The 16742-nt window shown below is 43.1% G+C and carries 15 protein-coding genes; 8 read left to right on the top strand and 7 right to left on the bottom strand.

Annotated features, from left to right (window positions below; translation table 11 throughout):
- Positions 1–60: 60 nt before the first annotated feature.
- On the bottom strand, positions 61–1233 hold the full coding sequence (pheA, locus tag AK824_RS06100; RefSeq protein ID WP_057759814.1) for a prephenate dehydratase: 1173 nt from the start codon (positions 1231–1233) through the stop codon (positions 61–63).
- A gap of 475 nt (positions 1234–1708) precedes the next feature.
- Here pheA and AK824_RS06095 point away from each other — a divergent pair, with 475 nt between their 5' ends.
- Both AK824_RS06095 and AK824_RS06090 read left to right on the top strand, forming a co-directional pair.
- Positions 1709–2653, top strand: a complete 945-nt coding sequence (locus AK824_RS06095) for a transaldolase (protein ID WP_057759811.1) — start codon at positions 1709–1711, stop codon at positions 2651–2653.
- A gap of 110 nt (positions 2654–2763) precedes the next feature.
- The gene (locus AK824_RS06090) at positions 2764–3231 is read left to right on the top strand and encodes a hypothetical protein (protein WP_057759809.1); all 468 of its coding nucleotides are present in this window, start codon (positions 2764–2766) and stop codon (positions 3229–3231) included.
- 150 nt (positions 3232–3381) lie between these two features.
- Here the strand turns inward: AK824_RS06090 and AK824_RS06085 are convergent, their stop codons facing one another.
- Positions 3382–3948 (bottom strand): adenine phosphoribosyltransferase, encoded by a 567-nt coding sequence (locus AK824_RS06085; protein ID WP_057759806.1) that lies wholly within the window; start codon positions 3946–3948, stop codon positions 3382–3384.
- A gap of 365 nt (positions 3949–4313) precedes the next feature.
- On the opposite strand from AK824_RS06085, the gene AK824_RS06080 reads away from it, so the two are divergent.
- Positions 4314–4478, top strand: a complete 165-nt coding sequence (locus AK824_RS06080) for a rubredoxin (protein WP_057759803.1) — start codon at positions 4314–4316, stop codon at positions 4476–4478.
- 27 nt (positions 4479–4505) lie between these two features.
- Complete coding sequence (locus AK824_RS06075) at positions 4506–5555, top strand: alpha/beta fold hydrolase (protein ID WP_057759800.1); 1050 nt, start codon at positions 4506–4508, stop codon at positions 5553–5555.
- Between the two features lie 271 nt (positions 5556–5826).
- On the opposite strand, the gene AK824_RS06070 is transcribed toward AK824_RS06075, so the two are convergent.
- The gene (locus AK824_RS06070) at positions 5827–6849 is read right to left on the bottom strand and encodes a WG repeat-containing protein (RefSeq protein WP_057759797.1); all 1023 of its coding nucleotides are present in this window, start codon (positions 6847–6849) and stop codon (positions 5827–5829) included.
- A gap of 494 nt (positions 6850–7343) precedes the next feature.
- Between AK824_RS06070 and AK824_RS06065 the strand changes: the two genes are divergently transcribed.
- Complete coding sequence (locus tag AK824_RS06065) at positions 7344–8276, top strand: DMT family transporter (protein ID WP_057759795.1); 933 nt, start codon at positions 7344–7346, stop codon at positions 8274–8276.
- A gap of 145 nt (positions 8277–8421) precedes the next feature.
- Here AK824_RS06065 and AK824_RS06060 read toward each other — a convergent pair whose 3' ends face one another.
- Positions 8422–9846 carry a solute carrier family 23 protein gene (locus AK824_RS06060; protein ID WP_057759792.1) on the bottom strand — a complete coding sequence of 475 codons (1425 nt, stop codon included), beginning with the start codon at positions 9844–9846 and terminating at the stop codon, positions 8422–8424.
- 596 nt (positions 9847–10442) lie between these two features.
- Here AK824_RS06060 and AK824_RS06055 point away from each other — a divergent pair.
- The gene (locus AK824_RS06055) at positions 10443–11879 is read left to right on the top strand and encodes an L-serine ammonia-lyase (protein ID WP_227511229.1); all 1437 of its coding nucleotides are present in this window, start codon (positions 10443–10445) and stop codon (positions 11877–11879) included.
- Between the two features lie 126 nt (positions 11880–12005).
- Here AK824_RS06055 and AK824_RS06050 read toward each other — a convergent pair whose 3' ends face one another.
- The 3 genes from AK824_RS06050 to xthA all read right to left on the bottom strand — a co-directional run bounded on the left by AK824_RS06050 (position 12006) and on the right by xthA (position 15006).
- Complete coding sequence (locus tag AK824_RS06050) at positions 12006–12404, bottom strand: DUF4377 domain-containing protein (RefSeq protein ID WP_057759787.1); 399 nt, start codon at positions 12402–12404, stop codon at positions 12006–12008.
- A 361-nt stretch (positions 12405–12765) separates the two neighbouring features.
- Positions 12766–13989: a bifunctional glutamate N-acetyltransferase/amino-acid acetyltransferase ArgJ gene (gene argJ / locus AK824_RS06045; RefSeq protein WP_057759781.1), complete on the bottom strand. Its 1224-nt coding sequence runs from the start codon at positions 13987–13989 to the stop codon at positions 12766–12768.
- A 192-nt stretch (positions 13990–14181) separates the two neighbouring features.
- Positions 14182–15006 (bottom strand): exodeoxyribonuclease III, encoded by an 825-nt coding sequence (gene xthA, locus AK824_RS06040; RefSeq protein ID WP_057759777.1) that lies wholly within the window; start codon positions 15004–15006, stop codon positions 14182–14184.
- Positions 15007–15211: 205 nt separating this feature from the next.
- Between xthA and AK824_RS06035 the strand changes: the two genes are divergently transcribed.
- Complete coding sequence (locus AK824_RS06035) at positions 15212–15799, top strand: thioesterase family protein (protein ID WP_057759774.1); 588 nt, start codon at positions 15212–15214, stop codon at positions 15797–15799.
- Between the two features lie 7 nt (positions 15800–15806).
- Positions 15807–16643 carry an ABC transporter ATP-binding protein gene (locus tag AK824_RS06030; RefSeq protein ID WP_197411820.1) on the top strand — a complete coding sequence of 279 codons (837 nt, stop codon included), beginning with the start codon at positions 15807–15809 and terminating at the stop codon, positions 16641–16643.
- Positions 16644–16742 lie beyond the last annotated feature (99 nt).

Below are 16742 nucleotides of genomic sequence, written 5' to 3'. Positions count from 1 at the left end.
GACCCATCTATTATGTATGAATACCTGTGAGTAAGCCTGTAATTATCTATAGACAGTCGTCTATAGGACAGCTTTTGGATATGAGCCTAATATGCGCAAATCTTTGACCAATGGACGAATATCATTGATGGCAGCGCTAACGTTTGGATCATTAACATGACCATTCATATCGATAAAGAATACATATGCCCACTTGTTAGGACGCTCAGGACGCGTCTCAATACTGGTCATCGATACGCCATGATATGACAAAGGTTTCAAGATTTCGATCAGTGCGCCTGCTTTATCATGAGCGGAGACGACGATAGAAGTTTTGTCTTGACCAGATGGTGCAATCGCTTCATGACCGACAATAAGGAAGCGCGTGGTATTGCTTGGATTGTCTTCGATATTTGAATAAAGCTTATGCAAGCCATACTCTGCAGCAGCGACGTCACCTGCAATCGCAGCAGAGTGCCATTCGTTTTTAAGGCGGCGAGCGGCTTCACCATTGCTTGATACAGCAACGCGCTCAACATTAGGAAAGTTTACATCCAGCCAATGACGGCACTGAGCAAGCGACTGCTGGTGCGAATAAATACGGCTCAAGCCATCAATCTTAGTATGCTCAGCAACCAAGAAGTTTTGGTGAATTGGTAGTTCAACTTCACCAATGATTTTCAAAGTAGAAGATAAGAAGCCATCCAGAGTATGGTTGACTACGCCTTCTGAAGAGTTCTCGACAGGAACCACGCCATACATCGCTGTCCCCGCTTCGACTTCGCGGAAGACATCAGTAATGGTTGTCATCGGCACAGTATCAGCGGCTTTACCAAAGTGCTTGAGCGCAGCGGCATGCGTAAAGGTACCGACAGGGCCCAAGAAGGCAATACGCTGCGGCGCTTCTAAATCCAAGCATACTGACATGATTTCACGGAATAAACGCGCCATTTTCTCATCAGCGATGGGGCCTGCATTACGCTCCATGACAGCTTTTAGTACCTGTGCTTCACGCTCAGGGCGGTAAAAGATAGGATTGCTATTGTCATCAGCAGCGGTATGATTTTTCTTTACCATGGCTACTTGCTGAGCCAACTTTGCACGGTTGTTGATTAACGTTTGGATCTCACAGTCTACTGCGTCAATATTTTGGCGAATATTGTCTAAAAACTCTTTTTCAGTTGCGGTATCGCTAGCGCCTGTAGTGGTTTGATTTAGATTATCCATTGTTTGCTCTGGTGACTGCTCGCTCATTACCGCCCATCCTTTTTAGATTTTATCGCTGTTAGATATTACTATTATTTAAATATGGCTATTACATTTCTATTACTTAGCTAGCACTATTGCCAAATCTGACTGTTTTCTGTTTTTAGTTAAAGACTAAGCCTGATGATAGAAACTATGTTCAAAATCAACCTCAAAACAGTCTATCAAAAATACCTTATATTGCTAGTGCCATTTGGCGTTAATGCTATATTTACTGCCAAATACAGCAGCTTGATACATAGCCGGCTCTACTATAGCAAAAACTAAGGTCAGTGCCCATTCGTAAATGCGTATAAATATACCAACTGTTATTAATATTAGCACAGTTGAGCCAGATAACAGTGACGCATAGCATAACTATGAGGCAACACCTGCCCAAAACTGTGTTACAGTTCCAGTTCAGCTCCCTACCCTGTTATATATAAGAGGAGCATCATGTGATTAATAAGAAAAAGGATACCTGATGAGCGCATTACAACAGCTACGTACTATGACCACGATTGTTGCTGATACTGGTGACCTTGCCGCTATTGCCCGTTTAAAACCTATCGATGCAACCACCAACCCAAGCCTTATTACCAAGGCTCTGATTCATCCTGATAACCAAGGTATGCTGTCAGAGACCATGAGTCGTCACAATGGTGACGTGGATGCCGTGATCGATGCGCTGACCATTCAGGTTGGCTGCGATATTTTAGAGCTGATCGAAGGCCGAGTCTCTACTGAAGTGGACGCTCGCTTATCTTATGATACTCAAGCGACGATAGATAAGGCACTGGCCTTTATGGATGCTTACCAAAAAGCGGGCGTCGATTCAGAGCGAGTATTGATAAAAATGGCGGCAACTTGGCAAGGTATCGAGGCGGCGCGCTATCTTGAGACTCAAAATATCCACTGCAACCTGACCCTGCTGTTTGGACAACACCAAGCGATTGCCTGTGCAGATGCTGGTGTGACCCTGATATCGCCTTTCGTTGGCCGTATTTTAGACTGGCAAAAACGTCAACAAAGCCGTCAAAACGTTCCGGCTTCTGATGACATGGGCGTACAGTCAGTCAAGCTCATTTATCAGTATTACAAACAGCACGGTTACCAGACACAAGTAATGGGCGCTAGTTTCCGCTCTACCGAGCAAATTTTGGCATTGGCAGGTTGTGACTTACTGACTATAGCTCCAAACCTCATTGATGAGTTGGCAACCATGGATACCGAGGTAACTCGCCAACTGTCTCCGAGTATGTCGATGGATATGAAAGCGATGACTCAAGTAAGCTTAACGCATGAAGAGTTTAGTGCTGCGTATCAGCAAGACAAGGTTACACAGGACTTGTTGCCTAAGGGTATTGATGGTTTTATCGGAGCGCGTGACGAGCTGGCTAAGACATTGGCAGCTATTCGCGGCCAATAATAGCCACACGACAGAGCACGACGGATACTGGGCTGGCACAAAAGATATTTGCCTACTAATAGTAAGTTGGCTATCATTACCTACTTCAAATGACAAGAAGCAAGGCTTATATGAAACGGCTATCAATATTATTGGCAGGCAGTGCTTTAGCGATCAGCGCCCAGGCAGTTAACTGGGTAGAGGTGTCCGAGAGCAGCTCTGGATCAATTTTTAGTATAGATTTGGATTCTATTGAAAGCTCTGACATCAGTATCATAGATGAAAAAGACGTCGAAAATATCACAGTATCTATCCTTAGAACCTATCCTAAAGACAAAGATGCCGATAAAGATGATTCAAAGGAAGAAAAAAGCAATATTGACCATAGTGAGCAACAACTACTCATTTCATGCAAAGATGCCAGTTACTATAGACGAGCCTTTGTTAACTACGATGCTGAAGGCAAAGTAACCAAATCATGGCAGTCAGAAAAACCAATATTGACCACAAAAGACTTTAAAGTCACCACACCAAAGACAGTCGGTCGTACAGTGATAGAGCAGTCTTGTAAGGACTACGAACAAGACGAAGAGCAATAAATACAGCCTACTCAACACAGTACTAAAAAACATCAGTACAGTACCAAAAAAGCGCCCTGACATAGTATCAGGGCGCTTTATTATTTGGAGAATCGTTTAGCTATATCGACAATACATCGTGTCTAGTAGTCAAAGAAATAGCAATTCATTTTAAGCTTTTAGTACCGTATAAACAGGTACTGGGAACTCGCCATGCAAGTCGACCAAGTCCAATAACACTAGCGCACCGACCACAGTATGGTCAGCCGATTGGCACAGCTCGTAAGCAGTAGTCAACGTACCACCAGTTGCCAAGATGTCATCGACCAATAGTACGCGCTCAGGCGGCAGGTTATTTTGCATCTCAAGTGTGTCTTTACCATACTCCAGTGCGTAGGCTTTGTTGGCAACTGGTGGCGGCAGCTTACCTGGTTTACGTAGCAAGATCATGCCTTTGCCCAGACGACCTGCTAGCATACTGGCGAATACAAAACCGCGCGCTTCTACCGCACCCAGACAATCTACCTCGTCCATAAGCCCTTCTGGCAAAGCGGCAAGTAGCGCGTCAATGACAGCGTCAATATGACTGCGCAGTAACGGGGTAATGTCATAAAAATCAATGCCAGCTTTTGGAAAGTCTGGTACTGTGCGAATAATCTGCCAAAACGGATGGTCAGTATTGAGCACATGAGACGTCTCATTGTTGGTGGCGGATGTAGCGGCGGCATTGGTACTCATGATGACCCTTAGCTTATGTATTTAGATGGTTTAGTTAGTTTAGATAAGACAACAACTGGATGATATATCAGCGATAAATGCTAAGCATTACTGTGAATTTAGCGGCGATGATTATAGCATAATTGGTTTTCGTATGGCGGGCTGGCGTCCAGTCTCGTTATTAAGCGCTAATAAGGTAACGTATGTGATTGACTTGATAAAAGAAAAGTCATCTCAATATACAAGTGTAAACTTAACTATGAAAATTGCGGTTATATGCTAAACTACGTGCGTTTTTGCAGTCTAATATAATAGCTGTAATATTAAAAATGAGCGTTTATAGTACGCTGTAACTGTAATACTGGTAATGATCGATAGGACTATTTATGAAACGTTATGAATGTATTGTCTGCGGCTGGATATATGATGAGGCGCTTGGCTGCCCAGAAGAAGGTATCGCACCTGGTACTAAGTGGGAAGACATCCCTGATGACTGGACTTGCCCTGAGTGCGGTGTCGGCAAGCTTGATTTTGAGATGCTTGAGCTGTAGTAGATGACCCTCTAATTAGGACACTTCATGACAAAATCAAATGACATCAATAGTGCCAAATTGCCTGAAACGCTAGATAACAATCTAGAAGATCATCTGAATAACTACCCTACTCCTGAGTGGCGCAAATTTGGGGAGCATCAATGGCGCGACTCTGACTTGAGTAAGCACCTTCGTCAAGCAATGATTGACATCGGTGATGGTATTGAGTTGTGTGTCGAAGCTGGCGGTAACCCCAATAATCCGCCGCTGCTGATGATCATGGGGCTAGGCTCACAAATGATATTTTGGCCAGACAATTTTATTAAGCGCTTTATCGATGCTGGTTTTTTTGTGATTCGTTTTGATAATCGTGATATCGGCTTGTCTTCTAAAGTACAGATAGAAGGCTTGCCGCGTATTAGCCAGCTTAAAATGATGGTACGTCTACAGACAGGGCTGTCTAACAAAAGCACGCAGGTTGCTTATAACTTGACGGATATGGCTGAAGACACAGCACGTTTGATTAAAGCACTAAAGCTCGGTAAGACACATCTGCTTGGGGCTTCGATGGGCGGTATGATTGCACAAATCGTGGCAGCACGTTATCCGAGCTTAGTGCAGCGAATGGCGCTTATGTTTACCACGACCAATCGTGCGTTTTTGAAGCCGCCCAAGCCTAAACAGCTATATACCCTTATTAATCGTCCAGAGAGCCACTCTGAGCGTGATATCGTGCGTCATAGCGTTTGGTTTATGAAGACCGTTGGTACACCAGGTCATGTGAATGTGCGTATGGTGCGTGAAATCGCCAAGATTCGCTATCAGCGCAATTTTCACCCACTTGGTACAGTACAGCAGCTCAATGCTATCTTGGCATCAGGATCTATCAGTCGGTTTAGTAAGCAGGTCAAAGCACCGACGATTGTATTACATGGTAGCGCTGACGGACTCCTGCCTGCCTCGCAGGGTCGAGTCGTTGCCAAAACCATCCCTAATGCTACGTTCCATCTCATTGAAGGCATGGCACACGATATTCCAGAGTATTATCAGCCTTATATGGTTGACTTAATCAGTAATCATTTATCGAGCAACTAGCTTTAAAAACATCAATGTCAAAAAAAAGAGTGTAAAACCTATCGCTAACTCACAGGTTTTACACTCTTTTTTATTGTCTATTTAATCCTAGGGCGTGTCCTCAATTCAATCGATAGTTATCTAAATGGGTTAAAAATGGCTAAATCTTGCCAAATGGCATCAAATAGCTGACTAATATCTCGATATTATCTGCGCTATTTTCCTTGTTTGACTGCGATTTATCTCATTTTTATCACCATTTTTAAAATAAGGACACGCCCTAGTAATTGCATCAATCACAAGCAACGCCAGCGCCTTCCTTATCAATACACATTTTATTCCCATTCTTTAGGTTACCAATCCACGCCTTACCACCTGTAAATACAAAGGATGGTTTGCCCTGATAGCTATCGTTAGCGTTCACACCATTATTAGCAAAGCGAAAAGGAATCACCAGCTCACCGCCTAAATTGACAAAGCCCCACTCTTCACCGATACGCACGCCAGCATATTCCTCAGAAAACGGACGCACTTCATCAAATGAGTACGTAATCATGGTGACATTATTGTCATCGACGAAACCCCATTTACCATCTTGCTGACGCGATTGAAGCGTCGTAAAACGCGCCGGTACAGACTGTGATGCTTTGCTAGATTTTTCGTTAGATGAAGTAGGTTTGTTCACTGCCTGAGTGTCATTCTGGGCATTCGGATCACTCGCCGCATTGCCGTTTTTATCTACCCAACTGGTTGCACGACCTTTACGTACACGCGCTACTCCATTACGATAATTATCGATATCATCAATCGCTGCAGAAAACGAGACAACGGTACTATTGGCTGTATTAATCACACCATAGTTACCCTCTTTTTTTACCACGATACGCCCATCCGATACAGGCCGCGCCCAACCTTGACTCTCTGTCAATATATCGTACATGGCAGGCACGACTTCGCGGCCTTGCATATTGAGATAGCCGACTCGACTGTTACGCAGTACAGGCAACAGACCGCCTGACAGTTTATCGGCATCGACTTTTCGATAACGTGATAAATCAACGACTCGTTTGCCTTTTTTATCAATTAACGCCACTGGCGCACCAAAGTCTTTAATCGCCAAAAAGTAACTGCTACTGGCCGTGCAGGAGACGTTTTTGTAATAACTTTTTGGGATTTTGCAACTGGCGGCATGTGCGCTAGGCATCAAAAACCATGCGCTAGATAGCATCGTCACGACGAAACTGTATTGCGATACTTTTGGTAGCAAGCCAGACAATGTATGTGGCTGTTTTTTTGATAGCAATCGTTGAAGCATAAATAAACCTAGACAAATAATATAGATTGTTTGGTATAACAAATCAGACGTTAAGTACATTATATCGTCAATCTACTATACATGTGTTGCAGCGTTAATGTCGCTTAAAGTGCTACACACATATTATCCCTACAAACCATCTCTACAAAAATATCACTTGTATACATCATGCGCTTTCATACTCCTACGAATCGTCACCCTGATACAAATATTTTGATATATGTACTATTATCTAACTGTCATAAGACTCTTGTGAAAAACGTAGCTATATCAAACACTTTGATTATTTATTTGCGTCCAACATGCCCAATAATTTTCCGCATAGCGATAGTACCTGTATTCAGCATAATAAATTATGGTTTTGCCATTTCATTTTGCGTTTAAAACCACGACAATATGGCTTTATGTCAACATAAGTTCTGACATGATGCAATGATAATAAGAGTGCTGTTATTCAAAATGCTGTCATTCAAATACTGTTATAAGGACAAATTATGGCTATTGCTTCAACGCGATCTGCACCTATTGGCTTAGTCATTGGTTGTATCATTTTTGGATTGGGCAGCTTAATTGTCGCTCACGTCGATATTGGTGGTTGGGCCATGTCGTTTTGGCGATTGGCTGTTTCGGGTATTGTATTTGCAGTATTGGCTAAGATAATGGGCCAACGTATGCCCAAATCAAGACGCGCCATTTTTTATGCGCTACTATCAGGGGCGTTTTTAGGATTAGATTTGGCGCTGTGGCATGAGAGTATTTATGCGGTTGGCCCTGGTATTTCGACGCTGCTTAATAGTCTGCAAATATTTTTCTTGGCCGCGATTGGGTTTTTGTATTTCAATGAGCGTCAGTCTATCGTACAGCTTATTAGTTTGTTCTTAGCCATGATAGGCGTGGCGATGATAGGTAGCCCTGAATTCGCACACAACACCGCTGCGACTTGGGGCTTTGTCACTGGTATTGTATCGGGTGCCATGTTAGCTGCATCAATGACATTTATCCGCAAAACGCACGACACTGAACCGACGCCTATATTTATGCTAATGCAGCTGATCAGTATCGGCGGCGTCTTAGCCATGATTATACCGATGTTTGTATTTGACACAGGTAATATCCTACCCAATACATGGTCTGAGATTGGCTGGGTGCTTATTTATGGTACGGTAATGCAGTGTCTAGCATGGGGGTTGATTGCCTATTCTATTCCTAAGTTATCTCTGGCACTGACTGGACTGCTATTGTTGACTGAGCCTATTGCAGCCCTTGTCATTGATTATAGCTGGCTGGACAAGCCGATTAATACCTTGCAGTGGAGTGGCGCACTATTAACGATGTTTGCTATTTACTTAGGCTCATTGAAACCGAAACCACGTGCCCTTCGCCGCTATCGGTTTTTTTCAAGATTTTATAAGCGTGACTATAAGTAATATTGATTTTTTTCAATACTGTTGCTCAATATTGCCATACAAAAAAGCGCCCATGCTATCGATAGTATGGGCGCTTTTTGTTAGAGGAGATATGCTTTGACCATTTTTATTTGATAGGCACAAACTTCAATCTCATAAGCATTACTTATTTCGCTTCAGAACTTTGGTTAAACAAAGCATTTAACACGATAGCGGCTAAAGTAGCAGTACCGATACCGCCTAAATCAAAGCCACCTAAATGCAAGCTAAAGTTACCAGTACCCATAATGACCGTCACTGCCGCGATGATTAGATTGCTGTTTTTACTAAAATCAATATGGCTATCGATCCAGATTTTTATCCCAGCAACCGTGATAAGACCAAAGACAACAATAGAAGCACCGCCCAATAGAGCCGCTGGGATGGTCTGAATGATCGCACCAAACTTTGGTGACAGTCCCAATATGATAGCAACCAAACCTGCTACGACAAATATCGTCGTGCTATACACTTTGGTAACCGCCATGACACCGATATTTTCAGCGTAAGTAGTGACACCTGTACCACCAAATCCTGCTGAAAAGGTCGTGGCTAAACCGTCCGCCAAAAATGCTCGGCCCATATAAGGAGTTACACGAGCCTTGGTCATGCCCTCTACTGCCTTAAAATGCCCTAGGTTTTCAGCCACCAAAATAAAGGCCACAGGTGCAATTAGGATAATAGCGCTCATCTCAAAGCGCGGCGTATGAATGCTTGGGAGTCCAAACCATGAAGCGGCAGCTACTGTACTAAAATCAATCGCTGTACCAAAGCCTAAAATATTGGTCATGACAAAGTAAGCAACGTACGACAGAACCAGACCGACGAGTAGCAACAGACGACGCAACATACCGCGAGTAAATACTGCCACACCACTAATGAGCAATACGGTCAAGGTGGCCATCCAAGCATCAAACTGATTGGCAGACACGCCTTGAATGGTCACTGGCGCCAAGTTAAGACCGATAATCATGACAATCGCACCCGTCACGATAGGCGGCATCAAGCGCTCAATCCAGCCAGTACCTGTTTTCATTACTAACAGGCCAATCAACGCATAAATGATACCGCAGGCCATGATACCGCCTAGCGCGACATTCAAATTGGCATTAAACCCTGCCCCTGCATACGCAGTCACCGCAATCACTGGACCAATAAAAGCAAAGCTTGATCCCAAGTAGCTCGGCATGCGCCCACCGGTAATCATAAAGAACATTACCGTACAGATACCAGACATCAAGATAGCTAAGTTAGGATCAAACCCCATCAATAAAGGCGCAAGCACGGTTGCACCAAACATCGCAAAGGTATGCTGTATACCGAGCAATACGCTTTTTGACGGAGGTAGATAGTCGTTGATACCTACTGGATCACGATCCAAGTCGCCCTTATAAGGACGCCATGTCGGGAACCAACGGCCATTTTCAAAATCTGGATTGTGCGGATAATTGATAGCGGCTGAATCAATGCCTGCAGACTCCAAGGCATTTTGAGTCGATAGATCTTGAGCGCTATTGTCTGACGCTGATGAAGGGTCTTTTTGAGATGGCATGCGCGCTTGTCCTATGTGAGCTAAGCTAAAGTAATAGGCTGGGGCGTGTTGAATATTCGACCATGGCACTGACAGAGACTATTTATGAATGTTCAATACGCCCTTGAATAACTGATAAAATAAGAATCAGATGGATATATTAGTAAATTGACATATTTCTAAGGGCTTGTATAAATAGCAGAACGTTAAGTCTTTCTATCTATAATATGTCATCCCAATTCATTCATTTATGTTGTAATATGACAAACCAAAAGTATTATTTGGTATGATAACCATATCTTGCTAGATGTATGAATAAGGATGTGTCTGACTGAAAAAATTAGTCTTTTTTTTAATCCGTCTTATTTTACGATGATAACCAACTTACAGGATGTTACATAGTTGTTGACTGCGAGCATGATAACGGAGTTTCAAAATAAATAAAAGTTATTATTCAACTGCCCTCAGTGCTCATTTACCTTATAACCTTCATAAATAGTGTCTCGCGCCCACCTATCAATGGTGACTAGGAGCGATGGCTGTCTATTATATTCTTCACAAAAGCGCCCAATGTCATAGATAAAATAGGCTAAAGCGCTTAAAATTTTTGGTGACTTATTATGATCAGTGTTTTTGATTTATTTAAAATCGGCATCGGCCCATCCAGTTCGCATACCGTCGGACCGATGGTCGCTGCAAATTTATTTTTGACCTCGCTAACTGAGCAGATGGAACTGACTGCGGTTAAGACCATTGAGATTGAACTGTATGGTTCTTTGGCGGCGACTGGAAAAGGCCATGCAACAGACACCGCTATTTTATTAGGACTGCTTGGACATACGCCTAGCACGATAGATACACGCATGACCAGTAGCTACCTATCTCCTATCTTCTCTGACAAAATTCTCAATGTATCAGGCACGCATACGATTGCTTTTGATACAGAGCAAGATATCTACTGGTATGACGATACTGTGCTACCTTATCACCCTAATGCATTGACGCTACGCGCTATCTCAACTGAAGGTGTTCGCTATCAGCAGACTTATTATTCAGTCGGTGGCGGTTTTGTCATCAATGAAGAAGATGCGACTAACCCAGACGAAGATCATGCTAGCCCGACCATCGATAGAGTTCCCTACCCGTTCAATAACGCAGCAGAGCTACTAGAGCAATGTCGTGAGCATGATTTGAGCATCAGCGAATTGGTACTGGCAAACGAATGTCACTTTCATGCCAAAGAAGAAGTATTTGCTTACCTAGATAGTATTTGGGAAGTGATGCAAGACTGTGTCAAACAAGGCTGTGAAAATGGCGGCATCTTGCCGGGTGGATTAGATGTAAAACGCCGTGCCCAAGATTTGCATACGCAGCTGTGTGCTGAAAAAGACCAACCTATCACCAAGACCGATAAGTTAGCCGCTATGGACTGGGTCGATTTGTACGCGCTCGCCGTCAATGAAGAAAATGCCAATGGCGGCAAAGTAGTCACGGCTCCAACCAATGGCGCAGCAGGTATCATTCCTGCCGTACTGCATTACTATCGTGATTTTTTGCCCAACTACAGCCAAGATGGCGTTCGTAAATTTTTGCTAAACGCCACTGCTATCGGTAGCCTTATCAAACAAAATGCTTCAATCTCTGGTGCTGAAGTTGGTTGCCAAGGTGAGGTTGGTTCTGCGTGTGCAATGGCAGGCTCTGCACTGGCAGAAATCATGAATGGCACGCCAGCCAAATGCCTAAATGCAGCAGAGATTGGTATTGAGCACAATCTAGGCCTTACTTGCGACCCTATTGGCGGACTGGTACAAGTGCCTTGTATCGAGCGTAATGCGATGGGTGCAGTTAAAGCAATCAATGCAGCACGTCTAGCCTGTAGAGGTAATGGTCAGCACTTCGTCTCTTTGGATAAAGCGATAGAGACGATGAAGCAAACAGGTGCCGATATGTCTGATAAATATAAAGAGACGGCACGAGGCGGTCTGGCGGTCTATGCTGATAGTAGAATCCCTACAGCAACGCGCGGTGTTAGCGTCAACTACAGTCAATGCTAATTTGACTTCTCAAAAACTAATTTACTAACAATAAACACGTAAAAAAGCCTCTAATTCGTTAGAGGCCTTTTTGTCATGTATAACTGCTTTTATAACTGGTTTATCGTCTATATATTGACATCAATATTATTCAGCAGTTTTCGATACCACTTCGTTTAGAATCCAAACTGGCTGTACGACATTAGAGCCTTCTGCTGTTACTGCTTCTTGACGTACATCTAGGACATAACGATAGTTCGGCTCATAAGTGAAGCCCTGAATATTACCATTTAGCGTGGTGTAGTTTTTCTGATAGGTCTGGCGATACTGCAAGCACTGTGATTCAACCATGCTGCCATCAGTAGCAGTTAAGTCACATACTGCTTTACGCGGTGCAATTTCCACTTCAAAACTTGGAATATTTACTACTTTTACATTCATAGGTTGTCCTTCAACAACCATCGTGCGCTCATTGTCCATACCCATGGTAGAGCAACCAGAAAGGGCAAAAGTTGTCATCAATGCTGCAAGTGCTAATTTCTTCATTATTCAATCCTCAGATAATTTATTATTGATTCTTTATTGGTAGCTTAGTTACTGGCTCATTTATTGGCTTAGCTACTGACTTATTGTTACTTAGAAGAACTTATTATTTTGAACATCTTATCTTGCTTTGCTACAAGCTAATAAGGTTGTTTGCTTCTTACTGAAACCAGTATAGGTCGCTAGTCGTCTTGCCCTCTATAACTGCTTTGTAAAGTAACGTCAGCTTTTGCAACTGATGTTAATGAAGCGTATTGAATAGCAGAGTTATTTGCTACTGAGGAGATGATTGACATCAAAAAGCCAGAACAATATTTGTTCTGGCTCTTATACAACTATGCAAATTCTGTTTTGTTAAGAATGACTAGCTACGATAATCAGCGTTTATTTTGACATAATCGTATGACAAGTCGCAGGTATATACGGTATCGCTAGCATCACCACGTGCAAGATCGATATGGATAGTAATCTCAGGTCGACTCATGACTGTTTTGCCCGCCTCTTCTGTATAGTCAGGTGCAACACCGCCATTTTGGCAAATCATTACCTCATCTAGATACACATCGACTTGCTCTGTGTCTAGATCTTCGATACCAGCATAGCCCACTGCTGCTAATATGCGTCCCCAGTTAGCATCACTAGCAAAAAATGCCGTTTTTACTAAGGGTGAATGTGCGACTGCATAAGCCACATCGCAGCATTCTTGCGTGGTTTGACCGCCAGTTACTTTGACCGTCATGAATTTAGTAGCGCCTTCTCCATCACGTACAATCAGTTGTGCTAGACGGACAAACACATCAGCTAATGCATCGAATACAGGCTGATAATGTGGATGCTCTGGACTATCAATCACCTCTGAGCTAGCAGCACCTGTTGCGATTAACACACAACAATCATTGGTTGAGGTATCGCCATCGACAGTAATGCGGTTGAAAGACTGCTCATTGATAGCGCTTAGCATCTCTTGCAATAAGTCAGCAGCGATATTAGCATCTGTCGCCACATAGCCCAGCATAGTCGCCATATTTGGGCGTATCATTCCTGAGCCCTTAGACATACCAGTGATATGATAGCTAGTACCTGCTACATGAATTTTTTGGCTGGCCAATTTAGGAATGGTATCTGTTGTGCGAATGCCATTGGCAGCAGCTAGCCAGCTATCAGGCGCTAGGTTAGCTAATGCATTATCCAGACCTGCGATGACCGCATCACTATTTAATGGCTCACCAATCACGCCGGTAGAGAATGGCAATATTGTATTGGTATCTACACCGGCCTTTTCAGCCAACGCTGTACAGATATCAATAGCGCGGCGCTTGCCATCAGCGCCTGTACCTGCATTTGCGTTACCCGTATTGGTGACTAAATAGCGCGGACTAACCTTAGCAAAGTGCTCACGCAATACTCGCACTGGCGCGGCGCAAAAGGTGTTTTTAGTGGTTACAACCGCAGTAGTAGCTTTGTCAGATATTTCGATGACTACTAGATCATCGCGGTCCTTATAACGGACGCCTGCCGCTGTGGCACTGAGCTTGATACCATCGATAGGATGGATAACATCAGGTACTGATACATTTCCAACAGCCATAATAAAATCCTTATTTCTCAATTTTTATCGTTATTTATGAAATACGAAGTGATAAACATATAGTCAGTTCAAGACAGTTCAGATACAAGAAGAACTAGCTGCGGCACTACAACCAACAGAATTAGCGAACTCAGCATCGTATCTAATTGACATGAGGTTGACTATATATATAGGTATTACATTATATAAGTATTACGGTTTCTTTAGGTCAAATGCTGACCAAATTGGTGCATGGTCAGATGGTTTTTCCATAGCACGTAGCTCATAACTGATACCAGCATCGATACATTTATCGATTAAGTCTGAGGTACATAGAATATGATCAATACGTAACCCGCGCTTGGGTTCATCATTGAATCCGCGACTGCGATAATCAAACCAACTGTATAACTCGGTGCTCTCTGGATAATGCAGACGGTAAGTATCTGTCAGCTCACGCGACATCAATGCTGAATACCATTCGCGCTCTTCCGGCAAAAATGAGGTTTTTCTGTTTTTCAACCAACGCTTGGCATTGACTTCACCAATACCAATATCGATATCTTCTGGTGCGATATTCATATCACCCATGACGATAATCGAACGACCTTCCGCTTTTAGCGTATCAATATAAGCCATCAAGTTGGCATAATAAGCGCGCTTCATTGGAAATTTGGTTGGGTGATCTTGGCTCTCTCCTTGCGGGAAGTAACCATTGAGCACATCCACTTCACGACCTTCAAACTCATAACGTGCATGGATAAAACGTTTTTGGGCTTCTTCATCTTCGCCAGGAAAGCCTTTTTGTACGAATACAGGTGCAGCTTTGGATAATAGTGCAACGCCGTAATGCCCTTTTTGTCCGAAATACTCGACGTGGTAGCCCAGCCCTTCGATATCGCTAAGCGGAAATTGATCATCATGAACCTTGGTTTCTTGTAGGCCCATGACATCAGGATCGATTACCTCGCGCACCGCCTCGAGCTGATGCTGACGTGCACGGATACCATTGATGTTAAAACTGACAAAACGGGTCATAAACTGTCCTATACTGATTGGTTAGAATATAGCGCTCTATAAATGGGTGAAATATAAACGGCTATGATAACAAATGTAAGCGGTTCTAGCGGTTGCATGGCCTGATATCTTGAGCTAGAGTAACTCTATTATAAGCACTATCTATTATTGGTCTATCTGAAACACTTTTATTCAACAATACTTATTAAAAATATCGAGCATCGCTATGACAACACTTAAGCAAAAAAATACGACATCAGCCATGAATGATGACATCAAACCATTATTTGCTAAAGATTATAACGTCTATATTAACCATACTGATGCTGGCGGTATAGTCTATCACGCCAATCATTTGGTGTTTTTTGAAAACTGCCGACGCGACTGGTTTACTGAGCTTGGCTTAAATGGATATTTTTTGCAGACTGATAGCGGTGAAGTGCAGCATTTTGTCGTGAGTCAGGCGGACTTGCAATACAAAAGAGCCATTCTATTAGATGAGGTGATTAGCGTACGTATCGATAAAGTGGAGCTAAAACCTGCCAGCATCATATTTTATCAAAGTATATATCGCAATCTACCAAATCATGGTACTACCGAAACTGATGATAGCCAGCTACTAAGCAGCACCAAAATCGTTATTGCTTGCGTACAAAACCTTGTCAAACCAGAGCCAATGAGTAATGATGAAATAGGCAGCGATAAACCAGATAACTCAGCGACAACCCCACCAATGCGTCCTATTCGTGTACCAAAAAAGCTGCGCGTTACGATCGAACAGGCTATCGATAAGCAAGTAAATGGTCAGCAGTAGAACTGCTATGAGCATAGATACGGATAGAGTGTTGTTTGAATTTGATAATCTATGGGTACATAGCCAACGAATGATACGTACTCATAGCATTAAAGATAGTAAAGAAGCCTCGAATAAAATCTCTATGCCGTCTAGCATTTATCAAAAATGGGCAAGCAAGCTAACCGCAAACGCTTCACTGGATAAAGAGCCATCAATTCATGATCGAACGCTAATAAGCGGTGCGAGCGGTGCGCTATTGTCAGGGCAAGTCACTGTTTTGACAGGATCGTCTGGTAGCGGTAAATCAGTACTATTGCGAGTATTGGCAGGATTATTACCAATGAGCAGCGGTACTGTTCGTTTGCACGATGACTCGTCAAGTAATGTTTATCATGATATTCATGAGACTGCACCTGTACTGTGGCGCAAGCAAGTAGCTCTACTCGCTCAGCATCCACAGTTGTTAGACGGCAGTGTCCTTGAAAATTTACAAATGCCTTATCAATTATATGCTCATCAATCGCAGACTTTTGACATAGACTGGCATGTTACTCAGCTTGAACACTTAGATAGAAGTACAGATTTTTTACAACAAGACGCCAAGCATTTATCTGGTGGCGAGCGCCAACTGGTCAATACATTGCGCCTATTACAACTTAGTCCAAAAGTCCTATTATTAGACGAGCCAACCGCCGCTTTGGACATGGACACTTCAGCACAGCTAGTCAACTTGCTCATCAACTGGTTGCACGCAGATGCACAGCGCACACTCCTATGGGTGACTCACGACACAAAAGATATCATGCCTTTGGCAAATAGACACTGGCACATGCAAGCAGGTGTACTCACCGCGGACTCTTGAAGAGCTTTTATCAGAAACATTTAATCAAATGAGTAAGTCTTCTTATAGTTGCTCAGACAATTTAGCACGTTAATAACCTTAACCCTCACCGTGTATTAT

This window comes from Psychrobacter sp. P11G3, assembly GCF_001435845.1.
In the GTDB taxonomy this organism is placed as follows: domain Bacteria; phylum Pseudomonadota; class Gammaproteobacteria; order Pseudomonadales; family Moraxellaceae; genus Psychrobacter.
Note: the sequence above shows the minus strand (reverse complement) of the source record. Positions and strands in the feature narration are given on the sequence as shown.